Annotated in this window: 17 protein-coding genes and 1 pseudogene; 10 read left to right on the top strand and 8 right to left on the bottom strand. The window is 59.6% G+C overall.

All coding sequences use genetic code 11. From position 1 onward, the window contains the following. Positions 1-248 precede the first annotated feature (248 nt). The 4 genes from C9413_RS07610 to argE all read right to left on the bottom strand — a co-directional run bounded on the left by C9413_RS07610 (position 249) and on the right by argE (position 4,018). On the bottom strand, positions 249-1,292 hold the full coding sequence (locus tag C9413_RS07610) for a tartrate dehydrogenase (RefSeq protein ID WP_170250325.1): 1,044 nt from the start codon (positions 1,290-1,292) through the stop codon (positions 249-251). A 237-nt stretch (positions 1,293-1,529) separates the two neighbouring features. Beyond that, complete coding sequence (locus tag C9413_RS07605; protein ID WP_039843910.1) at positions 1,530-1,883, bottom strand: cupin domain-containing protein; 354 nt, start codon at positions 1,881-1,883, stop codon at positions 1,530-1,532. A 28-nt stretch (positions 1,884-1,911) separates the two neighbouring features. Beyond that, complete coding sequence (locus C9413_RS07600) at positions 1,912-2,835, bottom strand: glyoxylate/hydroxypyruvate reductase A (RefSeq protein WP_039843911.1); 924 nt, start codon at positions 2,833-2,835, stop codon at positions 1,912-1,914. A gap of 58 nt (positions 2,836-2,893) precedes the next feature. Next, positions 2,894-4,018, bottom strand: coding sequence for an acetylornithine deacetylase (gene argE, locus C9413_RS07595; protein ID WP_039843912.1), 1,125 nt, complete (start codon positions 4,016-4,018; stop codon positions 2,894-2,896). Positions 4,019-4,778: 760 nt separating this feature from the next. Here argE and C9413_RS07585 point away from each other — a divergent pair. Both C9413_RS07585 and C9413_RS07580 read left to right on the top strand, forming a co-directional pair. Then, the gene (locus C9413_RS07585; RefSeq protein WP_039843913.1) at positions 4,779-5,111 is read left to right on the top strand and encodes a hypothetical protein; all 333 of its coding nucleotides are present in this window, start codon (positions 4,779-4,781) and stop codon (positions 5,109-5,111) included. 254 nt (positions 5,112-5,365) lie between these two features. Next, the gene (locus tag C9413_RS07580; protein WP_170250324.1) at positions 5,366-6,871 is read left to right on the top strand and encodes an NAD-dependent succinate-semialdehyde dehydrogenase; all 1,506 of its coding nucleotides are present in this window, start codon (positions 5,366-5,368) and stop codon (positions 6,869-6,871) included. 711 nt (positions 6,872-7,582) lie between these two features. Here C9413_RS07580 and C9413_RS07575 read toward each other — a convergent pair. Then, positions 7,583-8,554 carry an ornithine cyclodeaminase family protein gene (locus C9413_RS07575; RefSeq protein ID WP_039843915.1) on the bottom strand — a complete coding sequence of 324 codons (972 nt, stop codon included), beginning with the start codon at positions 8,552-8,554 and terminating at the stop codon, positions 7,583-7,585. 833 nt (positions 8,555-9,387) lie between these two features. Between C9413_RS07575 and C9413_RS07570 the strand changes: the two genes are divergently transcribed. From C9413_RS07570 to C9413_RS07545, 6 genes are all read left to right on the top strand, one after another. Beyond that, positions 9,388-11,052 (top strand): ABC transporter ATP-binding protein, encoded by a 1,665-nt coding sequence (locus C9413_RS07570; protein WP_039843916.1) that lies wholly within the window; start codon positions 9,388-9,390, stop codon positions 11,050-11,052. Between the two features lie 38 nt (positions 11,053-11,090). Continuing rightward, complete coding sequence (locus C9413_RS07565; RefSeq protein ID WP_170250323.1) at positions 11,091-12,761, top strand: peptide ABC transporter substrate-binding protein; 1,671 nt, start codon at positions 11,091-11,093, stop codon at positions 12,759-12,761. Between the two features lie 66 nt (positions 12,762-12,827). Then, on the top strand, positions 12,828-13,778 hold the full coding sequence (locus C9413_RS07560) for an ABC transporter permease (RefSeq protein ID WP_039843918.1): 951 nt from the start codon (positions 12,828-12,830) through the stop codon (positions 13,776-13,778). 34 nt (positions 13,779-13,812) lie between these two features. Then, on the top strand, positions 13,813-14,691 hold the full coding sequence (locus tag C9413_RS07555; RefSeq protein ID WP_039843919.1) for an ABC transporter permease: 879 nt from the start codon (positions 13,813-13,815) through the stop codon (positions 14,689-14,691). A 178-nt stretch (positions 14,692-14,869) separates the two neighbouring features. Continuing rightward, complete coding sequence (locus C9413_RS07550; protein WP_039843920.1) at positions 14,870-16,180, top strand: FAD-binding oxidoreductase; 1,311 nt, start codon at positions 14,870-14,872, stop codon at positions 16,178-16,180. A 322-nt stretch (positions 16,181-16,502) separates the two neighbouring features. Continuing rightward, a complete protein-coding gene (locus C9413_RS07545) occupies positions 16,503-17,960 on the top strand; it encodes an NAD-dependent succinate-semialdehyde dehydrogenase (protein ID WP_039843921.1) in 1,458 nt (485 codons plus the stop codon). A 360-nt stretch (positions 17,961-18,320) separates the two neighbouring features. On the opposite strand, the gene C9413_RS07540 is transcribed toward C9413_RS07545, so the two are convergent. Together C9413_RS07540 and C9413_RS33135 are read right to left on the bottom strand one after the other, a co-directional pair. Then, entirely contained in the window at positions 18,321-18,989 is a 669-nt protein-coding gene (locus C9413_RS07540; protein ID WP_039843922.1) for a haloacid dehalogenase type II, read from the bottom strand. Between the two features lie 193 nt (positions 18,990-19,182). After that, a pseudogene (locus C9413_RS33135) lies at positions 19,183-19,485 on the bottom strand (transposase); the annotation flags it as partial. Between the two features lie 230 nt (positions 19,486-19,715). On the opposite strand from C9413_RS33135, the gene C9413_RS07535 reads away from it, so the two are divergent. Together C9413_RS07535 and C9413_RS07530 are read left to right on the top strand one after the other, a co-directional pair. Then, entirely contained in the window at positions 19,716-20,549 is an 834-nt protein-coding gene (locus C9413_RS07535; RefSeq protein WP_039843923.1) for a GNAT family N-acetyltransferase, read from the top strand. 13 nt (positions 20,550-20,562) lie between these two features. Further along, positions 20,563-21,939 carry an aspartate aminotransferase family protein gene (locus C9413_RS07530; RefSeq protein ID WP_170250322.1) on the top strand — a complete coding sequence of 459 codons (1,377 nt, stop codon included), beginning with the start codon at positions 20,563-20,565 and terminating at the stop codon, positions 21,937-21,939. Positions 21,940-22,191: 252 nt separating this feature from the next. Here C9413_RS07530 and C9413_RS07525 read toward each other — a convergent pair whose 3' ends face one another. After that, positions 22,192-22,668, bottom strand: a complete 477-nt coding sequence (locus tag C9413_RS07525; RefSeq protein ID WP_039846618.1) for an Lrp/AsnC family transcriptional regulator — start codon at positions 22,666-22,668, stop codon at positions 22,192-22,194. Positions 22,669-23,333: the final 665 nt, after the last annotated feature.

Below are 23,333 nucleotides of genomic sequence, written 5' to 3'. Positions count from 1 at the left end.
TCACCCAACCCGACCGCCTCAAGCTCAGCCCTCGCGGCCCCCACGACATGAGGTCGGCAACCGAATCCATCGCCGCGCGGTGATCGCTGCCTCCCATGTCAGGAACGGCGCCGAGTTCGCCTTGTGGACCCGGGTCGATGACCTCGAATGTGTGTCCCGCCGCTGCGCCGTGCCATTCGCCGCCGCCGAGCCCGTCTCGCGCAACAGGCTGGTGTCCTTCAGCTCGTTCTTCGTGGCCTCTTCTCTAGTCAGTCGAGCGCCGAAAGCGCTGCTGTGGTGATTGCTTCTGTTTTGTCCTTGCCAGGGAAGGCGCCGATGCCGCGCGCAGTCGTCGCCTCGATCGCGGTCATGACATTGCTAGCGGCGGCTTTCTCGCCCAGGTGATCCAGCATCATCGCGCCCGACCATATGGTGGCGATCGGGTTGGCTATCCCGAGATGGGCGATGTCTGGAGCCGAGCCATGGACGGGTTCGAACATGGAGGGCGCCGATCGGTCCGGATTGATATTGGCGGAGGCGGCGAAACCAAGCCCGCCCTGAATAGCGGCGCCAAGGTCGGTCAGGATATCGCCGAACAGGTTGGAGGCGACCACGACGTCGAGGCTTTCCGGCGCCATGACCATGCGGGCGGCCATCGCGTCGATATGATAGCTTGTCACCTCGATATCTGGATACTCACGTGCAAGCGCTTGCGTGATCTCGTCCCAGAACACCATAGAATACTTCTGCGCGTTGGACTTGGTCACGGAAGCAAGCTTACCGCGCCGCGCACGCGCTTGCTCGAAGCCGTAGCGTAAAATGCGCTCTACGCCCTTGCGGGTGAAGATCGAGGTCTCGATCGCCACTTCATTGTCAGCGCCTTGGTGAACACGCCCGCCGGCGCCGGAATATTCACCCTCGGTGTTTTCGCGGATGCAGAGAATGTCGAAGGCGTCCGCCTTAAGCGGACTTTGAACGCCCGGCAGCAGCCGGTGTGGGCGGACGTTGGCATATTGGACGAAGGCCTTTCGGATGGGCAGGAGAAGCCCGTGCAGCGAGACCGAATCCGGCACTTTCGCGGGCCAGCCGACCGCGCCAAGCAGGATGGCATCAAAGGTTTTCAGTGTTTCTATGCCATCAGGGGGCATCATCGTGCCATGCTGGTGGTAATAGTCGCAGGACCAGGGATAGCTGGTCCTGGCCAAAGAAAAGCCGCCTATATCGGCTGCTCTTTCCAGGACCGCCCAAGCCGCATCGGTCACGTCGCGGCCGATACCGTCTCCCGGCAGAAGGGCAATTTTGTAGGTCGTCATTGGTTATCCTTAAAGGCTAGTGAGCCCGCACTTGCGATAAGCGAGATAAGCTTCGCGGCGGGGAACCTTTCCGATCCCGGACGCAGACGGACGGAAACGCCGTTTTAAAAAGCTCGCCAGCTCAAACTTCTGGCGGCAGCGCGACAGTTGCCGTCGGGGAGTTACGACGAAGCGGCGGCATGACGCATGAGCATGCGTGGCCGCCGTTCCAAGAGCTGGGACAACCCCAGGATCATATCACATGATGGTGACGTAGATCTTGCGGACTGTCTCAATGGTTTTCCAGACACCGGTAAAGCCGGGCTTCATGACGAAACTGTCCCCCGCCTTGTAAACCGTCGGTTCCCCATCGTCGGGCGTGATCTCAACGATGCCGGACAGGATGTGGCAGAACTCAAACGTCTCACCTTTGATCGAGCGCGTCTCGCCTGGCGTCGCTTCCCAGACGCCAGTGTGGATCATCTCGTCGCGGGTTACGTCCTGTGGCCAGGTTTTGAAGGACGGGTCGCCGCTGATGAGGCGTTCCGGCAGGGGCTTCGATTCCCGCGGCACGGCGGCAGGATTGGTGTCGATGGTTTTCAGCAGAGTCATGGATGACCTTTCTTGGTTGACTGTCAGATCAGTAGCCGCGGGTCCGATTTACCAGGCCGATCGGATCGAGACCCGAGCGGTGGCGCTTGATGTTGTCGATGACGGCGCTTGCCGCCGTTTCCGCCTGGGTGACGCTCGCGACATGGGGGGTGAGAATGATCTTCGGGTGCGACCAGAAGACGTGGCCGGGCGGTAAAGGCTCCGGGTCCGTTACGTCGATGACCGCACTCGCCAAATGGCCACTGTCAAGAGCTTCGACCAAGGCGGCATGATCGAGCTGCGGCCCGCGTCCGGTGTGGATGAGACTAGCACCGATCGGCAGCATGCCGAACAGATCCGAATTCAGGAAGCCGCGCGTTTCTTCCGTCAATGGTAACAGACAGACCAGAATATCGACGCCCCTCAGAAAATCGTGCAACCCGTCCTGTCCGCTATAGGTGGCCACACCTTCGATTTCGCGACAGCTGCGGCTCCATCCGGACAGCGAAAATCCAAAGGGCTTCAGGCGCTCGAGTACAGCACTGCCCAGTGCGCCCAGGCCGAGAACGCCGACCGTCCGGCTGGCTGCCTGCGCCTGCGGAATGCCTTGCCATTTCTGGTTTCTCTGTTGGAGGAGATAGGCCGGAAGATTGCGGTGCAGCGCCAGCACCGCAAGCGTGACATATTCCTGCATCATGCGGATGATCCCATCCTCGACCATGCGCACCAGCTTCACGCTCTCCGGCAGGCTGTCGATCTGAAATTGATCGACGCCGGCGCCGATTGAAAAGAGAATCTCTAGATTGGAGTATCGGTCAAGGTCCTCCGGCGCCGTCCAGGTTATCAGGTAACGGACGCCGTGAGGTTCGACGGCTGCCGGGTCCATGGAAAAGGGAAGGTCCGGAAGCTCACGGGCAAACGCTTCCCGGAAAATACGGCCGCGTTCGGCGTCGGAGTTGAAGAGCAACGTCATCTGTATTCTCTCGTTTGTGGAGCCGTTGCATCCGCGCCCGTCACGGTGTGCGTCTTTTTCATCTGGAGAGCCTCGCGCCGAGCGTTTCGATCATGGACTGGCAGGCGATCAACTCATCCACAAGAATGAACTCGTCCGGCCGGTGGGCGCGCGAGATATCGCCAGGGCCGCAGATGATCGCGTCGATCCCAGCCTCCTGATAGAGACCAGCTTCGGTTCCGTAGCTGACCGCCGCAAGCAGCTCCTGCCCCGTCAAATCCTTCAGCAGTTGCGCGAGTGGTGCATCTTTCGCAAGCGACAAGGCTGGATACTCGCTCATCAGCTCCCAGTTTACCTGCAGTCCCCGGCTTCGCAGGCTCTCGGCTTTTTCTCTGATCGGGGTTAGCAGTGCAGAGGGGCAAACGCCGGCAATGGCGCGCGCTTCGAATTCGGCGCTGCACAGATCGGGAATGATGTTGACGGCCTGGCCGCCCTTGATCGTACCGACCTGGAGCGAGGAGTAAGGGGGGTCGAAAGCCGGATCGAAAGGACCAAGTGCGAGACGCCCGGCGCCGGCGGCTGCGTCAGCCAGCACCTCCGCCATGGCGTGGATGGCATTCAAGCCTTGATCGGGTCGCGACGAATGGCCCGAGCGCCCGCGGATTTCAACGCGCGCTGCTGCCTTGCCTTTATGGGCGCGGATCGCGCGCATGTTGCTCGGTTCACCGATAATCGCGCCTTCGGGCTTAGCGCAGAGTTCGGGAAGGCGCTTGATTAAATGCGGCACGCCGCGGCAGCCCGCTTCCTCGTCGTACGAAAAGGCAAAATGGATCGGTTGCGAAAGCTGCCTTGATGCGAGTTCCGGCAAGGCGGCGAGTGCTGCTGCAAGAAAGCCCTTCATATCAGAGGTGCCGCGACCGTAGAGATGATCAGCCTGCGCGCGCAACTCGAAGGGATCCGACGACCATTCCGGTTCGTTGGCCGGCACCACGTCCATGTGGCCCGAGAGGACATAGCCGGGGACGTTCTTCGGGCCAATTGTTGCGAAAAGATTCGAGCGATCGCCTTCCGGCCCCTGAAGAATGGTCACCTCCAGATTGAACCGCGCGACATAAGCGCGAACCCATTCGACGATTGCCCCGTTCGCCTGACCAACGACGGAGGGAAAAGCCACCAGCTGTTCGAGAATTTCAAAGGCTTTCATTATGGGAACCTGGGCTTGAGAGCTTCTCTGGGCATTGATACGCATCCTGTCGGGGCACGGCAGATGGCTTTGGATCAAAGCTTAGTGGCTTGTTGCCGGATTGCGTGCCGAAATCGGGCCTCTTTTCAGCGTTTTCTTCCGAAGGACAGGCTATCTCGAGCAATTCCTGTCGGCGGTGGATCGCATCCTGATCAATTGATTGCCACGACCGGTCCGACAAGATGGCCGCGCCCGAACTCGCGACACATGGAATAGCCGACGGTTTCACCGCCGAGCCTGAGCGTACAAACGGACGCGCCTTCTGAAAGGAACGCGGGGCAGTCCAGTCTCTTGCGATTGGTGCCAGAGGCCTGGGTATTGAACCTTCGATCTCATGGCGCAGGTCGCTCGGTTGCCCGTTTAGTTCCGCAGCGGAGCAGACTTGGGGGTGACGTCTCGCAGACATTGAAGCTGACCGCTTCCTTCGTGAATCCGAGCGAAATATCGAGGTTGTAGGCAGCGTCAGTCGAATTCAGCTCAGATTGCGGTCGCCCGGCTCGTCGACTGCTATCATTCACGAAAAGACCGGAGCTTTAAGGCCCGTCATCGAAACCGGTGGCGTGCGCACAAGCTCAGCGCGGAGAGGTGTTGGCCAGAACTCTACTTGTCTGCAGGGATGGATCCACCGATGGTTTGGATCCGTGGCTGCGTCGTCGGCCGGTCCCGGTCCGCAGGGATCATTGCGACAGAGCGAGTATGTTTTCATCCGGCAACACAGTCTATGCGACTGGCTTTTGTGGCTCCAGTATCGCATGGGGCGCTGGTTGGGCAGAAGGCGGCGTTCAAGATCCTCGGCGACGAGGAGCGAGCGCGGTCCGCCTTCGACTTCGATTCAGTCCCCAACGCTGTGCCGTTCTATTCCGGCATGCCGTGGTTCATCCCGATCATCTATTCGATGTGCGAGGCGACAGGAGGACCCTTCGTCGTCGCCAGAACCGCGAAGCACGCAACGGCGTTTCTCTTTCTAGGTGGCGCCGTTCGGCGAGCCGTCTTCGCTGGAGCATTCTCGAGGCACCGGCTCGGGGTCAGTTTGCGTGGGCGAGAGAAGCGATAACCAAATCGACGGACAAATTCACCGTGGCGCTGATGTGCAGGTCGCTCAACCCCTCCCAGCGAATAGCCCGCACCGTTTCCCCTTCGTCGGTCCGAATGGTTTCCACGGCCTTAGACCCACTGCCTCGATCAGATCCGTCAATGCAGCGCTCATGACATTTCGGAAATTATTATTGCAACCAAATTGATCTGTCTTGACACCAATGATTAAACCAATCCTATATTGATCGCATGTTAAACCCCGATTGGTAGCGAATGGTGCTGAACGTGAACCCAACTCCCGCACAAGAATCAATTCCTTTCTCTTCGGACGTGACCAAGGCAGTCCGGGACGCTCCTACACAACTGTTCATCGGCGGCCAGTGGATCTCCGCAAAAGGGGGTCGGACCTTCGAAGTGATCGATCCTTCGACCGCAGGTGTAATCGCCACCGTTTCCAATGGCGATATCGCCGATGGAATATCGGCGGTCGACGCGGCTGAGAGGGCCTCTGCGGATTGGAAGGCAACTTCCCCGCGGCGTCGCTCGGACGTGTTGATGAAGTGTTTTCACCTTATGCTCGAACAAGCGGAATGGCTGGCGCAACTGATCACCGTGGAAAACGGCAAGGCACTTGCGGACGCCAGGTCGGAGATCGCCTACGCGGCCGAATTTTTCCGCTGGTATGCGGAAGAGGCTGTGCGGGCACCCGGTGAATTCGGATCTGCGCCTTCAGGCGCCAATCAGATCATCGTCAGCCATGAGCCGATTGGTATCGCAGTTTTGGTTACGCCTTGGAACTTTCCTGCAGCAATGGCGACACGCAAAATGGCTCCCGCGTTGGCGGCGGGCTGTACGTGCATCCTGAAGCCGGCCGCGGAGACCCCTCTCACCGCGCTCGCGATTGGTGAAATTATGCAGCGGGCAGGCGTTCCGGCTGGAGTGGTCAACATCGTGACAACGAGGAACGCCGGACCCGTTGTTAGCGCCATGCTGCATGATAAGCGGGTACGGAAGCTCTCATTTACCGGCTCGACAGGCGTCGGCAGAGCACTGCTGCGCGAGGCTTCGGATCAAGTTGTCAGTTGTTCGATGGAGTTGGGCGGTAATGCACCCTTCATTGTATTCGACGATGCCGACCTTGAGACTGCTGTGGCTGGAGCAATGGTTGCCAAGATGCGCAATGGGGGCGAGGCCTGTACTGCTGCGAACCGCTTTTATGTCCAAAAGGGGATTCTGGCTGACTTCACCCGGCGTTTCGCGGAGGAGATGGCCGCACTCGAAGTAGGACCGGGACTGGCTCCGAATACGCAGCTTGGGCCCCTTATCACCGAGGCCGCGGTCACCACGGTGGAACGGTTGGTGAACGACGCCGTTGCCAAGGGAGCTCGCCTGGTTACGGGTGGTAGCAGGTTGAACCGCGAGGGATTCAACTATCCGCCAACAGTGCTGGCCGACGTCTCCGCTGACGCTGAAATACTTGGCGAAGAAATTTTCGGGCCGGTTGCGCCAGTCATTGTATTTGAAACCGAGGACGAGGTCGTTCACATGGCCAACGACACCGAATACGGACTGGTGTCGTATGTGTTCAGCGGCGAGCTCAAACGTGCGCTTGCGGTAGCCGGACGGCTGGAAAGCGGCATGGTTGGAATCAACCGGGGCGTCGTCTCCGACGCTGCCGCACCGTTCGGCGGCATGAAGCAGAGCGGTCTGGGCCGCGAGGGAAGCCACCACGGCATGCTCGAATATCTCGAAACGAAATACATCGCCGCAAGCTGGTAGGCGCCGCCCGCGAGCCGCGCAGGGAGCGGCTTGACAGTCTTGTGTAACGCCAGGGAGTTTTTCAGTTCAGCACAAAGGAAGGGAGCGCAAGAATGAAACGCTTCAGAGGACCTCGCGTCAATTACCCGGGAGGGATACCTGATTGCCGGAGTTCTCGCTCTCTTGGCGCACCTGTCGAGGCCTTGGTATGAAAGATGCTCGAAACGACAAACAAGAAGAGAATCCTGGTCTCCGGCGTGGGTCATGCCGCCTCTGGCTTCTCGGCTCCGGCGGCCGACGGTCACTCCGCGCACCGAAAGCGCTCCCTCGCCTACGCTAAGAGCCTCTATTCTAGCGGCGATCGAGAGTCCTGCCGGTTCCACGGGACGATTATCCGGTTGTGAATTGTCGGCTGTAGGTGCGTCGCCATCCGACGGTTGTCCTGACAGCAGTGCGCTATACACTCCCTTCACGGCTCAACACCCTTCGCCACCAATCGGGATTTAACACGCGCTCAGTACGGGATCGGTCTTGCCGTTGGTGTCAATGTAGATCAATTTGGTTGCAATAACCTGCGAGGGGCGCGCCTTCAGAAACTGTGGGCGTAAACGCCGGCATACCCGCCCTTAGAGGACGAGGATTTTATCGGTCATCGATCGAACTCCGATTTTGGGTAAAGTGTTCGTAGCACGCGCTGCCATCGGCGCGCTCGATTAGTTGGTATGATGGGATCTACCAAGGCCACGACAGGGTCGTGCCTTGACTCTTTGCGGTCGCCAGGTGCCAAAGCATTTCAGCGACGACTAGGTCCTGAAGGGCTAATCCGGTCATGTCGAAGACCGTAATATCTTCGAGATCACGTGTCAGTCGTACCTTGCCCGTCAACAGATCTCCGATCTCGATCGAGGGGCATTCGGCATCCCATTGACCTTCGCCAATCGAACGCGACTGGTCGCGATCGTCTGTAAAGAGCCGGGATCGGCGAAGAACGCCCTCGGGGAGCTCTCGCTTGCCTTTCGTGTCGGCGCCCACGCAATTGAGGTGTGTGCCTGCGCGGATCGCGGCAGGCGAAAACAAGGGTCCACTACCCGGCGTTGCAGTCACGACAATATCGCTTTCGCTGACGGCCGCATCTGGGTCTTGAGCGTGGATGAGGGTGCATAAATGCCCCAGTTCCTTTTCGAATCCATCGTCAGGTTGTCCATTTACCGTCACATACGAGACACGTTTGATCATCGGCATGTAGCGCAAGGCAAAGCTGAGCTGTATCCGCGCTTGAGTGCCAGTGCCGAAAATGCAAAGGGATGTACTTTCCGGCCGCGCAAGCAGCGTCAGGCCGAGAGCGCCTACGGCACCGGTACGGACGGTCGTTATGGTGTTCCCGTCGATCAAGCAGAGGGGCCTGCCGGTGTGCGGATCGATCAAAAGGATTGTGGCCTGGTGCGGCTCTTTTCCGGCCTTACGGTTGCTCGGCCAAAATCCGGCTGCCTTGAATCCGAGCAAATCCGCGTTCGGTACATCTCCTGATTTTATCCCAAAAACGCCGCCTGTATGAAGCTGCTCGCGCACGACAGGAAAGACACGACCTTCGCGCCGGCTGTGCAGTGTGAAGGCCCGCTTCATCGCATCGAAGACCTTGGCCGGCTCGATGAGCTGCCCGACGTCCTTGGCGTCAAGGAGAAGAAACTTAGCATCACTGGACATGGGACACTCCTGCGCAGGCTTTGCGCGATGGTTTGATGTGAATCTGCCTAGATAATAAACTGCGGCTCCCACAGCGGTGCTGCGGATTTGCCGCACAAACAGAACATCCTGTGGTTTTGCCGCTCTCAGGAAAGGCGATTGTTGCGAACGGCACCTGTGGGCGCGGGCTTGAGGATTTCGAGGCGGTGGCATCGGCGCGGCTTCATTGGCCTCAGCCACGAGCAAACTCGCACCGGCGAGCCGTGGTTCCCTTCCCGTGCTCGTCCCAGGGGCTCCATCGGGGCTTATCTCAAACCAAAAAGGGGTTGGTACTTGCGGCCTTCGAGAGCCGTTCAGTGAAGCGAATGCCCAATCCTCAAATCGTCAAATCGATGAAAAAATGATTTAGAATCAATAGGATCATCGACCGGCTATGTGCTTGCGCGTGTTTAACGGTGCAGGTTGGTATTCTCTTGGCTCTGTCGGACGTGGGGCTGGGTTCAGGCCGCGGGCTCCGCGAAATGAGAATATGCTAATTTCGACACTCCTTTCGGTAGTTCCTGCTGTCGCAAGCGCATGTTTCAGCGATTCCGTGGGAACATATGCGCCCATACTGCCTGGCATTCGGAGCATTGATCCTTCGAGATAGACATGTTCGAGAGGTCCGAGCGGCCAAATCGCCGGTCCGTATCCGAAATCGTGAATGTAGGGTTTCGATCCCCAGTCCACATTCACTTGCAGGGCAATGAGGACCGGCAGAGAATAAGCAGATGCTTATATAGATTGCCTGCGGCGCGAGGAGCAATCGTAATCCACAGCAGGCTTACCGGCGCCGTTGAAGAGGAGGAGCCTTGATGGCCGTTAACACGAAGCCCATACTGCTAGACGACGCGGCACTCTCGGTGCGCGGCCTGACAGTCGACCTGCCGAAAGGCATGGAACGGGCTCATGCCGTCGAGAACATCTCGTTTGATCTCAAGCGGGGTCAGATCCTCTGTATTATCGGCGAGTCTGGTTCAGGCAAGTCGGTAACGGCCAACACGGTCATGGGACTCTTGCCGAAGATAATCCCTGTTTCCTCCGGCGCCATTCATCTTGACGGTGAGGCCATCATCGGCGCATCGCCGCAAAAGCTGCGGGATATGCGCGGCCGGGTCGTATCCATGATTTTTCAGGATCCGCTGTCGGCGCTCAACCCTCTCATGACAGTAGGCGAACAGATTACGGAAGCCATGGCCGCACATGGTGTTGGCACGAAGGCATCGCGGCGCAGCCGGGCCGTCGAATTGCTGACTGAAGTGAACCTGCCCGATCCCGAGCTCATGTACTTCCAATACCCGTTCCGGCTTTCAGGCGGCCAACGCCAGCGCGTGATGATCGCCATGGCGCTCGCGCTCGAACCGAGTGTTTTGATTGCCGACGAGCCGACGACAGCACTCGACGTGACGACGCAGGCGCAGATTCTCGATTTGATCCGGGACATTCAACGTCGCAAGGGCATGAGCGTGATGTTCATCACCCATGACTTCGGCGTCGTGGCAGAGATCGCGGACAGTGTCGTGGTCATGGAGAGGGGCCACATTGTCGAGCAAGGCAGCGCCGAGCAGGTCCTAAAATCACCTTCCCATCCCTATACAAAGCGTCTGATCGCCGCCGTCCCGCGCCTGACTGGCGAGGATCGCATCCCTCAGGAGACCGTCAGCAAGGCGCCGATCCTGAAGGTCGAAGGACTGGCCAAGACATATCGCAGTGGCAGCGCGCTGTTCGGCGGACAGCGTGTCGTGCCTGCGGTGAACGATGTTTCGTTCGAGTTGGCGCATGGGCGCACACTGGGCGTTGTCGGCGAGAGCGGCTCTGGCAAATCCTCGCTGGGAAGGCTTCTGATCAAGCTCCAGGACAGCGACGGCGGTCGCATCCTGTTTGAGGGCCACGACATCGCCAAGCTTTCGGAATCCGACTTCCGTCCGCTGCGGCCTCGCATCCAGATGATCTTCCAGGACCCTTTCGCGTCGCTGAACCCGCGTTCGACCATCGGACAAATCCTTACTGTGGGACCCGTCGCGCACGGGATCTCCTATTCCCAGGCGCGTGAGGAGGCACGAGCGTTGCTGTCACATGTGGGCCTCGATGCCGGCGCCTTCGGCCGCTATCCGCACGAGTTCTCCGGTGGGCAACGCCAACGCATCGGGATCGCCCGTGCTTTGATGTTCAAACCGAAACTGCTGATTGCCGACGAGGCCGTCTCCGCTCTCGACGTGTCCATCCAGGCCCAGATTCTCAAGCTGCTGGACCAAATCCAACGAGAGACCGGCGTATCGATGATCTTCATCACCCATGATTTGCGCGTCGCCAGCCAGATCTGCGACGAAATCGCGGTGATGCAGAAAGGACGGATCGTGGAACGCGGTCCGCCATCTCAAATCTTTCTCGACCCGCAATCAGCCTACACACGTGAGCTGGTGGCGGCGATTCCTGGAGAGCAGCCGGGATCCAGCCGTCCGGTTGTAGCAAATGGATAAGAGCCACGGCGAATACCGCCAGAACAAGGGGAATTCCAATGACTGAACGCTCAAACACCAAATCAAACTACTCGCGGCGCGATGCACTGCGATTGATGGCGATAGGCGGGGCTGCAGGCCTTATTGCGCCCAATCTGTTGGGCAAACCCGCCTTCGCCCAGAGCCCTCCAGCGAGCCCCACCGGCCGCGTCGTCGTCGGACTTTCGCAGGAACCCACTGTCTTCAACCCGCTGATGGCGCATACCGAAGTCGACGACGCACTGCATTTCTCGGTGTTCGATGCGCTCTTTAGAATCGACCCCAAGGGCGTTCTTCAGCCCAATCTCGCGGTCGAAGTGCCAAGCCAGAAGAACGGCGGCATTTCAAAGGACGGCCTGCAGTGGCGCATTCGTCTGCGTGATGACGTCCGCTGGCACGACGGCGAGCCCTTCACCGCCGAGGATGTGAAGTTCACTCTCGAACTCATTACCAATCCGAAATTCCGCGCGTGGCGCACGAGCGGCCACTCGTTGTTGCGCGATATTACTGTGGTCTCACCCACCGAGGTCACCTGGCGGATGGAGAGCATTTTTGCTCCCTACCTGTCGTTTCTTGCAGAAACCTTCATGGTGCCCAAGCACATTCTCGAAAAAGAGGCCGATCCCAACGCCGCCGCCTTCAGCCAGGCGCCTGTCGGTACTGGCGCAGTCAAGTGGGCGCAGCGCATTGCCGGCGACCATATCGAACTCGTCGCGAACACGGAATATTTCGGGGAAGGTCCATATATCGAGCGGCTCGGCCTCAAATACATTCCTGACATGACGGTGCTCTACACCCAGTTTGTGAGCGGCGACATCGACCTTGTCGACCAGGCATACATTACCGCTGACCATTACCAGGAAGCCAGCAAATTGTCAGGTCGCGTGGTCAGCCTCGAGCCTGGGGCCTCGGTCGAGTCGATCTATCTCAATCTTGAGAAGCCGCAATTCAAGGACCCGGCGGTCCGCCAAGCGCTCTACGCCGCAATCGATAGGCAAGCGATCCTCGAAGGAATTTATTACGGGGTCCACGCCCTCACCGAGACGTTCATGCCGCAGAATTCCTACTACTACAATCCGAACCTGCCGGCGCAGGAGTACAGCCTGGACCGGGCGCGCCAGATCCTTGACGAGGCGGGCTGGGTGCCGGGATCGGACGGAATCCGCGCGAAGGATGGCGTTCGGTTGTCGTTCTCCAACGCAACGACGGCAGGCAACAATCTGCGTGAGCAGGTGCAGCAGTTCCTGCAGCAATCGTTCGCCGAGATCGGCGTCGAAATGACCATATCCAATCTGCCTGGAGCAGTCATGTGGGGAGATTTTTGGCTTAAGTCGCAGTTCGATTCCGCAATTTCCGGAGTAACCTATGTGATTGCGGCCGACCCCGACGTCACCAACCGCCTGCACACCAGCGCAATTGTTGCAAAGGGCGGAAAGGGTTCGAACACCGGCCAATACTCCAATCCGGAGGTCGACGCGCTGCTCGAAAAGGGTGCCCGGACCTTCGACCCGGAAGCCCGGCGCGCCATCTATCTTCGTGTGCAGGAAATCGTCCGTCAGGACCTGCCGTTCCTGCCGCTGTTTGCCTACACCAACGTGTTCGGGCGCAAAGAAGGGCTCGAGGGCTTCAAGCCGAACGCCAACACCCGCGTCGCATCCTGGCATGCTGCCGGATGGCATTGGAAGAGCTGACCTACGCTGCCGCCGTCGCGCGTGCGGCGGCGGCCCATCCATTGACGCTGTCATGAGGAGAGCTAAATGCGCAGCTTCCTACTTAACAGGCTCTCCCAGAGCCTTGTCCTGCTCCTGATCGTTTCGGTCATCGGGTTCGTCGTCCTGAACCTGATCCCGGGTGGCCCATTGGCACAATTTGGGCTCGACCCCAGCATGACCCAGGCTGATCTCGACCGTCTCAAAGAACAACTCGGGCTGAACCGTCCGTTATGGATGCAATATCTGGACTGGGCCTGGCGCCTTGTGCAGGGTGACTGGGGCACTTCCTTCCGCGACGGTGCGCCGGTTCTGGACGTGATCGGCCGGCACATTTTTGCGACACTGTTGTTGATGGGATCATCCACGGTAATCGCGATCGCCGTCGGAACATGGATCGGCATCCGTGGCGCCACGCACCGCTATTCGGTATTCGATTATCTGGGGACGGTCGGCGCCATGGTGGCGCTGTCGATCCCGACCTTCTGGTTCGGGCTTGTCGGGATCTATGTCTTTTCGCTCCAGTTGGGCTGGCTGCCGGCCGGCAACATGTACACGATCGGGGATGGCTCGGCACTGAATTACATCCATCACCTGATCCTGCCGAGCATCGTGCTGGCGCTGGTCCATGTCGCCATCTGGAGCCGCTACATGCGATCCGCTACCCTTGACGTCATCAGCCAGGAATTCGTCAAGACGGCTCGTGCCAAGGGACTGAGCGAGCGGCGGATCTTGATGAAGCATGTCGTCGGCAATGCACTGCTGCCGATGATTACGCTTGCGGGAATGCAGCTTCCAAGCATCCTTACCGGGGCACTGGTCACAGAGACTGTATTTACCTGGCCCGGAATGGGTCGGCTGTTCCTGGATAGCCTCGGCTACAGCGACTACCCGGTGGTGATGGGGTTGCTGATGTTTTCGGCCATCCTTGTGATCCTTGGGAATCTCATCGCCGACGTCGCCGTCGCCCTTATCGATCCCCGTATCCGTTTGAGTTAAGCGCGTCACGAGACGCTCAACAGGAGTCATCATTATGACCGCCATCGCCGCAAATTCGAGCCTGGACCATTGGTGGAACAGCCGAACCGCACGCCGATTTATGAGTCACCATCTGGCTCTGCTCGGGATGGTCATGATCGCCTTATTAACGCTGGCCTGTGTCTTGGGTCCTCACCTGCTGCCCTATGATTCACTTTATATCGATCTGCGCGCCCGTTTTGCCCCGCCATTGACGGGCAGCCACTATCTGGGCACCGATCCCTTAGGACGGGATGTCGCAGCGCGACTGTTTATGGCGGGACGGATTTCCCTGCTCGTCGGCTTTTCCGCCATGCTCTTGTCGACGCTGATCGGAACGCTCGTGGGCGTGATTGCGGGCTACCGTGGCGGCTGGATCGGGGCGTCGCTGATGCGCACGGTCGATGGTTTCCTTGCATTTCCGTCGATCTTCCTGGTGCTGGCTCTCGCAGCAGCCCTCAAACCCAGCCCGATCATGATTACCGTTGTCATCGCCGTCTCCAGCTGGATGGAGGTTGCCCGCATCGTCGAGGCCGAGGTCCACTCGCTTCGCGAGCGCGAGTTCGTCCAGGCCGGGCGCATGTTGGGGTTAAGCGGAACGCATATCATGTTCCGCGAGATCCTGCCCAACGCCATCGGTCCGATCATCGTCGCTGCCACCCTGACTGTTGCCCGTGCGATCCTCATGGAGGCCTACATCAGCTTCCTTGGTTATGGAATTCAGCCACCTCTGCCCAGTTGGGGCAACATGCTGAACGGCGCGCAGCAGTATCTGGGCAGTGCACCTTGGCTGGCGATCATTCCTGGTGCCGCCATTACCATCGCCGTTACCAGCTTCAACTTCATTGGCGACGGGCTTCGCGACGCGTTCGATGTTCGCGGGGATCATACCTGACCGCGACGCCCAAGCCTTGGTCGCACACGCCAAAGCCAGCCTTTTCCCAATTTGTTTCAAAGGCCGGTTTGAACGTCACCTGCCGCATTTGAAGCAAAGGTACAGTTCCGTTCGAAAGTCGCCTTCGCTTTTGTCGACATCCAGATGGGCTTGGCCCGAAATTGCAGAGAACCGATACATGGAACAGAGCAGAATTGCCGACAAGAATTCGCCCTACTGGTGGGAAGCGGCACCCGTCAAACCACTGCCACGGCAGCCGCTGGCCAAGAAGCTCGACGTGGCGATCATAGGCGCCGGATACGCCGGGTTGTCGGCCGGGCTCGTTCTGGCGCGCGACGGGCGTTCGGTCGCGGCCTTCGATGCGATGAACCCCGGCGAGGGCGCCTCGTCGCGCAATGGCGGTATTACCAGCGGAAGCATCCGGCCAGACTACGCCACGATCGCCCGGCGCTTCGGCGAAGACAAAGCTATCGCCATCGAGGCCGAGGGCAAGATCGCCCGCGAGTTCCTCTATGACTTCATCAGGACCGAAGGGCTGGATTGCGACTTCAACCTGGTCGGCCAGTTCAAGGGCGTTATCGGGTTCGACCAGTACGAGAAGACCGCCCGCAGCGCCGAGACCCTGGCCAAACGACTGGGTATCGAGTCTTACGCCGTGCCGTATACCGAACAACGCAACTACATCGGCACCGATTTCTATCGCGGCGGCATGGTGCGGATGGATATTGGCGGGCTGCATCCGGCCAAGTTCCACGCTGAGCTCCTAAGGGTGGCACTGGCTTCGGGACTGACGGTCCATTCCGGGACGCGTGTGACTTCTGTAGAGAAAGATGGCTCCGGGTTCCGTGTCGTGACGTCGGCCGGCACGATCCAAGCTCGCCAGGTCCTGGTCTGCACGGACGGCTATACCGATGGTGCTGTGCCTTTCCTGCGCCGCCGGCTGGTGCCGGTTCGCAGCCGCATTATCGTAACCGAGGAACTCGCATCGGACGTCATGGCGCGGCTGATGCCGAAGCAGATGATGATGGTTGAAGGCAAGCAGCTGGGATTTTACTATCGCCCAACACCCGACGGCAAACGCATTCTCCTGGGAGGGCGCGACAGTTCTCGCGTCGGTGATCCTGACGCGCCGAAGCTGCTTTTGCGCCGCGGCCTGGTCGATCTTTTCCCTGAACTGGAAAACGTGCGCCTGTCGCACACCTGGTTTGGGAATGTGGCGATGCATCGCGACATGCTGCCCCGCATCTTCGAAAAGGACGGCGTGGTCTATGCGACGGGATTCTGCGGATCGGGGGTTGTCTGGGCACCGTGGGTGGGCATGCACGCGGCGCACAAGCTGCTAGGCCATGGGCAAGAGGCGCGCACTGCGTTCGACTTCCGACCGCCGGCCTTCATTCCGTTTTACAACGGCAATCCATGGTTCATGCCGGCCATCATTCAAGGCTATCGCATCCAGGACCAAATCAACCTATACCGCGCGAGCCGCTGAAAAGACGTCCGGCACCCGGCCCTTCGGCGGGAGCCGGCTCCTCCGCAGAAACCTCGTGGCACCGACCGAAGATGTGACCGCCGCGTGGCGCAAAACGCTATTTTCCACCGTGACCGCACCGCTAGTCGATACATGCTGCTTCACTTCCTTCGCTAGACTTAGCTGAGGAACACGTCGAGGGGTAGCCTGGTCCCGTCTCTCATCCGTCGGTCAGGCGCACCGCCGGTGATCCTGTGTTGAGGCGCTGCCGGCGGCGCGGGACGGAACTTCATTCACCGCCGCGGTTTTTGCAGCCGACGACTGATCGTCAGAGAGGAACAATATGCTTCAGTTGAACGACAAAGATCTATTCCGGCAGGCCGGCCTGATCGGCGGTGCCTGGTTGGGTGCCGCCACGGGTAAGACGATCGACGTCGTCGATCCCGCGAGCCAGACGACTCTGGGCACCGTTCCGGATATGGGTACCACCGAGATCCGCGCAGCCATTCAGGCAGCCAGCGGCGCGTTTGCACCCTGGAAGAAAACGACCCATGCCGAGCGCGCCGCCCTGCTCGAGCGCTGGCATGCATTGATGATGGAAAATATCGAGGATCTTGCGCAACTCCTCACGCTTGAACAGGGCAAGCCACTCGACGAAGCCCGCGCGGAGATTCGTTATGGCGCGTCCTTTGTGAAGTGGTTTGCCGAGGAGGCCCGCCGCATCGGCGGCCACACCATTCCCTCGCCGACGGCGGATCGCCGCATCGTCGTGCTTAAGGATGCGGTCGGTGTCTGCGCCATCGTCACACCTTGGAACTTTCCGAACGCGATGATCACGCGCAAGGTGGCCCCCGCATTGGCGGCCGGTTGTACGGTGGTGATCAAGCCCTCTGAGTTCACGCCCTATTCGGCGCTCGCCCTCGGTGTCCTTGCCCGGCGCGCTGGCATTCCGGCTGGCGTCATCAACATCGTCACCGGCATGCCGACGGAGATCGGCAACGAGATCATGGCGAACGAAACGGTACGCAAGATCTCCTTCACCGGGTCCACGCGCGTCGGTTCGCTGCTGATGCGCGGCGCTGCCGACAGTATCAAGCGATTGTCGCTCGAACTCGGCGGCAATGCACCCTTCATCGTCTTCGACGATGCCGATCTCGACCTTGCCGTCGAGGGTGCCATTGCGTCCAAGTTCCGAAATGGCGGGCAGACCTGCGTCTGCGCCAACCGGATTCTCGTTCAGGACAGCGTCTACGACGCTTTTGCCGAGAAGCTCGGCGCGCGCGTCAACGCCATGAAGGTCGGCCCGGGAACCGAGCCCGGCATCGCCATAGGTCCGATGATCAACGCTGCGGCGATCGAGAAGATCAACCTTCATATCGAAGACGCGCTGGCAAAGGGCGCGAAGGTGGTAGCACGGGGCAGTTCGCTGCCGGAAGGCAAACAGTACATCGCGCCGATCGTGCTTGCCGGGGCGACGGGCGACATGCTGCTCGCCAGTGCGGAAACGTTCGGCCCCGTTGCTCCGCTCTTCCGCTTCGAGACGGAAGAAGAAGCGATCGATATCGCCAACGGCACGCCCTTCGGCCTCGCCGCTTATTTCTACACCGAGAACCTCAAGCGCTCCTGGCGTGTCGGGGAGGCACTCGAATTCGGCATGATCGGTCTCAACACAGGGGCTATTTCCACCGAAGTGGCGCCTTTCGGCGGCGTCAAGCAGTCGGGGCTAGGGCGCGAGGGCGCGCAGGTCGGCATTGAGGAATATCTAGAAATGAAGAGCTTCCACATTGGCGGCCTGAGTTAAGCCGGCTCTCTCGCCGAGTTGCCCTGCACCCAGTTACAAATCCGGCGGCGCATACTCATGCGCCGCCCTTTTTGTTCCTGCGAAGAGGCTGATGCACGGGCGAATGACTTCGACCCGGTCTTGCAGCTTTTTTCCACGATTTCATGATGCCAGGCCTTCTTTGCGAAGCCGTATGTATTTGCAGGTGTCCGTATGAACTGAGGGAGATGTTATGACGGCTTTTCAGTGGCGAGTGCCAAGAGAGAGACCAGTCAGGCCGCCAAGACTTTGTAAAGCGTCAGCCCTCCGTCCAGCAGCACCGGTGAACGGTCTCTTCAAGAACGTGCGGGCGGAAAACCGCCCGCACGTTCCTCGTTCTGCTTAGAGGCCAAAAACACCCGGCAAGCCGGAAATGTCGGCGATCTCGACGTAACCATAGAACGGGTTGGCAGGTTCGTGGCCGCGGTTCACCCATACCTTATTCTTGATGCCGATATCATTGGCCGACATGTGGTCATAGCGGAAGGAAGACGAGCAGTGCACGACGTCTTCGGGGCCGCAGCCGAGCATGTCGAACATGTATTCGAAAGCCCGCAGTCGCGGCTTGTAGGCCTGCGCCTGTTCAGCCGTGTAGACGGCATGGAACGGGGCGCCGAGTTTTTCGACGTTCGACATGATCTGCGAGTTCATCGCATTCGACAGGATCACCAGCGGAATCTCTTTCGCGACCTTGGCAAGGCCGGCCGGCACATCGGCATGCGGACCCCAGGTCGGCACGCGCTCGTAGACCATGCGGGCATCTTCTTCTTTGAAATTGATGCCGTTGCGCTTGCAGGTGCGTTCGATCGAATTGTGAACGACTTCGGCATAGGGCTTCCAATCGCCCAAGATTTCATCGAGACGATACGCGGCAAAATTCCGGATGAACTCGGCCATGCGCGGCTCATCGAGCTGTTCGCCGTAAAGGTCGCGCGCCGCTTCCGCCATCTGGAAGTTGGTTAAGGTGCCATAGCAGTCGAAGGTTATGTATTTCGGACGCGGGAGAGTCATGGGAGTATCCTTCTTCGGAGTGGACGGGACATGTCTCGCGATGATAGCCGCGACACGCCTCTCGGCTCCCCTGAATGTGGCGTCGATCGAAGCACATTATTTCGTATCGAAAGCCGGCTTCCGCAGATGGTTGTGCGCGGCAGGCCGAGGTTACGGTGATCGGCAGGGAATTCCGCTGCTTGAGGACGTGGCACGTTGGCGAGGTTTCTTCCCTTCCGGGCCCCGCGCCTCCATGACGAGATGAGTTGATCCGTGGCCAAGACCGATTACCCGCCACTCATAGAAAGACCGCTGCACCGTCGACGGGACGGATAGTCCTTCAGCAGCATCCACCAGTGGCAACCTTTCGAAGCGACAGAGAACAGCGTTTAAAACATCGCGCAAAACTTGCGCCGACGGCCAGGCGTGGCGCGGGCATGAACGTTGCAACAAAATGCCATTCGCGGTCCGTGACATCGCTTCCATATCCGCTCGTCCGCCGGCCATAATTGCGTCGCTGGTTTCAGTCCATCGCGATCTCCATCGAATCTGCCTCTTAGACGGATAGAGGCTTCGGGAGTCGGCCGGCTGATCCTCTCGAGGCCGACCCTGGTGGCTCCCCGTGCCAGCAGAAGATGCGGCGACCGGTGATGCGAAAGCGATAAGATACCGCTCAGCACGCCGTCTTCGGATGATCTGCCGACCGGCATTCCTGCAAACTCTGGCTCAGGAACTTAAGGAAGTGCCATGCAGACACGTCAAATCGATATTGCCGCTTTCGGCCCCGAACATCTGGATGCCGCCGTCGCCCTTTCGCGGCAGGCCGGTTGGCCTCATCGCCCCGAGGACTGGCAGATGGCGCTTGCCTTGAGCGAAGGCGCGGTCGCGATCGAGGGCGACAGGGTCGTAGGCACGGTTCTCGTGACGCGCTACAAGGAAGAAAGCGCTACGATCAACATGGTCATTGTCGACGAGTCCCTGCGCGGCCGCGGTCTTGGCCGGCGGCTCATGGACGCCGCTCTCGGCCTTTCCGCTGGGCGCCCGCTGCGGCTCACAGCGACAGAAGACGGCTTGCCGCTCTATCAAAAGCTCGGATTTCGCGAGACCGGGCGGGTGCTGCAGCACCAGGGCATTGCCGATAAAATTGCCACTCCGGCGATCACGTCTGCGGCGACGTCGCCCGATCTCTCCGCCATTGCGGAAATAGACCGGCAGGCCTTCGGTGCCGATCGCAGTGATCTGATTGCCTATCTGGCCGATGTCGGTACATTCGCCGTCATCCGGCGCGGCAACCGCATCGTCGGTTTTTCAGTCCTTCGCTCCTTCGGCCGTGGTGAGGTCATCGGCCCTGTCGTGGCCGGGAACCTTGAGGACGCTAAAGCGCTCGTCGCGCACTTCATCGCCCTGCGACCCGGCCGGTTCCTCCGGGTGGATATCACCGGCGTCATCGACCTGTCGGACTGGCTCGCCGTGTGGGGCCTCGGCCACGTTGGCGGGGGCGTTGCCATGATGAAGCCACCGATCGCCCGTGCCGATTCCGTCCCCAACATCTTTGCCCTCGCCAGCCAGGCGCTCGGCTGATCCGGAGAGTATCATGTACAGCAATTCCCTTGTCGAACTCGACCGCGCCCATCTCGTGCATCCGGTCGCCTCCTATCGCAATCACGAGAAGCTCGGCGTGCGCGTGCTCGCGTCCGCCAAAGGCGCGTCGGTCACAGACGCCTCGGGCAAGCAACTAGTCGACGGCTTCGCGGGCCTCTGGTGCGTCAATGCCGGCTACGGCCAGGAATCGATCGTCGAGGCGGCAAGCCGCCAGATGCGCGAACTTCCCTATGCGACCGCCTATTTCGGCCTCGGCTCGGAGCCGGCGATCCGACTCGCCGCGGCATTGGCCGAGCGCGCTCCGGGCGATCTCAACCATGTTTACTTCACACTCGGCGGATCGGATGCGGTCGACAGCACAATCCGTTTCATCCGCTATTACTGGATCGCCCGTGGTGAGCCGACGCGCGACCAGTTCATCTCGGTCGAGCAAGGCTACCACGGCTCGTCGACCGCTGGAGCAGGCTTGACAGCGTTGCCTTTGTTCCACGCAGGTTTCGGAATTCCCTTCGACTGGCAGCATAAAATCCCCTCGCACTACGCATATCGCAATCCCATCGGCGATGATCCACAGGCGATCATCAACGCCTCGCTCGCGGCACTGCGGCGCAAGGTCGAGGAAATTGGCCCCGAGCGCGTGGCCGGCTTTTATGCTGAACCGATCCAGGGTTCGGGCGGCGTCCTGGTGCCGCCGAAGGGATGGATGAAGGCGATGCGCGAACTTTGCCGCGAACTGGGCATCCTCTTCGTTGCCGACGAAGTGATCACCGCTTTCGGCCGCACCGGCCCGCTCTTCGCGTGCGAGGAGGACGACATCGTGCCGGACTTCATCACCACGGCAAAGGGTCTGACTTCCGGCTATGTCCCGATGGGTGCGGTGTTCATGGCCGACCACGTCTATCAGACCATCGCGGATGGGGCGGGTGCTGCAGCCGTCGGCCACGGCTCTACTTATTCGGCCCATCCCGTATCCGCGGCTGGCGGCCTCGGAGTGCTGAACCCTTACGCAAATGGGCTGCTCGAAAATGGCCGGAAGGCGGGCGCAAGGCTGATGAAAGGCCTTGAGAGCCTCAAGGACCATCCGCTCGGCGGGGATGTCCGCGGCCGCGGAATGCTCGCCGCCGTGGAGCTCGTGGTAAACAAGGAGAAGAAGACCCCGCTGCCTGCGGCCGCCGATCCGGCACGCCGCGTCTTCGACCGGGCTTGGGAAAACGGCCTGGTCCTCCGCGCCTTCGCCAACGGCGTACTTGGCTACGCGCCGCCACTCTGCTGCACCGACGGCGATATCGACGCTATCGTTGAGCGCACCCGCAAGACGCTGGACGATACCCTGGCAGATCCGGATGTGCGCGCGGCCATCAAGGACTGATCATCGCAGTCGACAGAGGCACCAAGCCGTCAAATTCGACATTCTGACCGCGCCGTGACCTCTTTCCGGAGGTTACGGTGCGGTATAGATTTGAAAGGCAGTTGGCGGATTGGCTTGGCATGAGCAAGCGTCACGCTTCACGAATTACGACATTGCCTCGAAAAAATCATGGGCTTCAGGCGATGTGGCGCGGTTTGAAATGCCCAGCCATAATTCGGACCAATCCGCGAAGCGTAGGAGCGAATACTGAACTTAAAGGGGAAACAGGCTCGTCAATGGCATGTGCGACTTGACGATGGGCGACTTCAAGACGACGAAGCTGAAATACCTATCGATGCCGATCTCCAGGTCGGTGAGGCGCTCCATGATTTCCTGATATTCACTAATGCCGGCGGTGACGAATTTCAGGAGATAGTCGTAGCCGCCAGACACCAGGTGGCATTCCATCACCTGGTCAACCTTTTCGATCGAGGTCAGGAAGCGGGCGAAGTCGATCTGCCGGTGGTTTTTAAGGGTGATCTCCGTGAAAACTGTCAATGTCTGCCCAAGCTTGTTCACGTTAATCTGTGCGGAGTAGCCGTCGATATAGCCTGCCGACTGCAGTTTCTTCACGCGCATTAGACATGGGCTCGGCGAAAGATTGACCAACTCGGCCAGTTCCACGTTGGTGACGCGGCCATTCTTCTGCAGTTCATGCAAAATCTTTATATCGATACGGTCGAGTTTCAACAGCCTGCTCCGTTTATCGACGACGACCATGGCGCAGCATATCGTGCCGTTATGTTCGCCACAGTCAGAGTAACAGGTTGCAGCAACGTGTCGATGGTGTTTCGCGTGTCTGCGGCGTATGAACTTACTGCGGCGGCCGGTGCGACGGCATTATATGCTGCAGCGGGACCCAATGGGCGACGAGGCTGCCGTGACCGCGCTCCATCTGCCAAAGCTCCGAACTGGCACAGTCCTAATGCGAAACTGAACCTCAGACGTGAGTGCCTTTTGGTGAGCGGCGATGTCAGCAACGACGATGCTTAAATAATTGTCGACTACGATCGAGAGCGGGCTCGAATACCCGCATTTGCGAGGTCGCGGACTAGACGCAGATCATCGACAATATGGTTGTCGCCGGCCTCTCGGTGAGGACCATGGTCAATTTTATCCATTATGGACGGCGTGGCCGTCGCGCCGGTCGCAAAACACGCCATAGTGGCGAGGAAAGGCGGCAGACAGGAAGTCTTGTTCGACCTGCACCATCCGTCATGCCGAGGGACGGCTCAAAACGAATGATTCCGCCGAATTGAAGGGGTAGAACAGCAGGGAAATCTGCTCGCCAGGCGCAACTCTAGGATCAATTCAACCTTTGACCAAGAGACAGTATTTCACCTATGGCCATAGAC

Source organism: Rhizobium sp. SEMIA 4085, from assembly GCF_013004495.1.
Taxonomy (GTDB): Bacteria; Pseudomonadota; Alphaproteobacteria; order Rhizobiales; family Rhizobiaceae; genus Rhizobium; species Rhizobium gallicum.
Note: the sequence above shows the minus strand (reverse complement) of the source record. Positions and strands in the feature narration are given on the sequence as shown.

Coding starts and splice junctions, on each gene's coding strand:
- C9413_RS07550 (WP_039843920.1), top strand. CDS start 14,870: ATGGAACAGAGCAGAATTGCCGACAAGAATTCGCCCTACTGGTGGGAA.
- C9413_RS07570 (WP_039843916.1), top strand. CDS start 9,388: ATGGCCGTTAACACGAAGCCCATACTGCTAGACGACGCGGCACTCTCG.
- C9413_RS07555 (WP_039843919.1), top strand. CDS start 13,813: ATGACCGCCATCGCCGCAAATTCGAGCCTGGACCATTGGTGGAACAGC.
- C9413_RS07605 (WP_039843910.1), bottom strand. CDS start 1,883: ATGACTCTGCTGAAAACCATCGACACCAATCCTGCCGCCGTGCCGCGG.
- C9413_RS07560 (WP_039843918.1), top strand. CDS start 12,828: ATGCGCAGCTTCCTACTTAACAGGCTCTCCCAGAGCCTTGTCCTGCTC.
- C9413_RS07580 (WP_170250324.1), top strand. CDS start 5,366: ATGGTGCTGAACGTGAACCCAACTCCCGCACAAGAATCAATTCCTTTC.
- C9413_RS07540 (WP_039843922.1), bottom strand. CDS start 18,989: ATGACTCTCCCGCGTCCGAAATACATAACCTTCGACTGCTATGGCACC.
- C9413_RS07600 (WP_039843911.1), bottom strand. CDS start 2,835: ATGACGTTGCTCTTCAACTCCGACGCCGAACGCGGCCGTATTTTCCGG.
- C9413_RS07565 (WP_170250323.1), top strand. CDS start 11,091: ATGACTGAACGCTCAAACACCAAATCAAACTACTCGCGGCGCGATGCA.
- C9413_RS07545 (WP_039843921.1), top strand. CDS start 16,503: ATGCTTCAGTTGAACGACAAAGATCTATTCCGGCAGGCCGGCCTGATC.
- argE (WP_039843912.1), bottom strand. CDS start 4,018: ATGAAAGCCTTTGAAATTCTCGAACAGCTGGTGGCTTTTCCCTCCGTC.
- C9413_RS07530 (WP_170250322.1), top strand. CDS start 20,563: ATGTACAGCAATTCCCTTGTCGAACTCGACCGCGCCCATCTCGTGCAT.
- C9413_RS07610 (WP_170250325.1), bottom strand. CDS start 1,292: ATGACGACCTACAAAATTGCCCTTCTGCCGGGAGACGGTATCGGCCGC.
- C9413_RS07535 (WP_039843923.1), top strand. CDS start 19,716: ATGCAGACACGTCAAATCGATATTGCCGCTTTCGGCCCCGAACATCTG.
- C9413_RS07575 (WP_039843915.1), bottom strand. CDS start 8,554: ATGTCCAGTGATGCTAAGTTTCTTCTCCTTGACGCCAAGGACGTCGGG.
- C9413_RS07585 (WP_039843913.1), top strand. CDS start 4,779: ATGCGACTGGCTTTTGTGGCTCCAGTATCGCATGGGGCGCTGGTTGGG.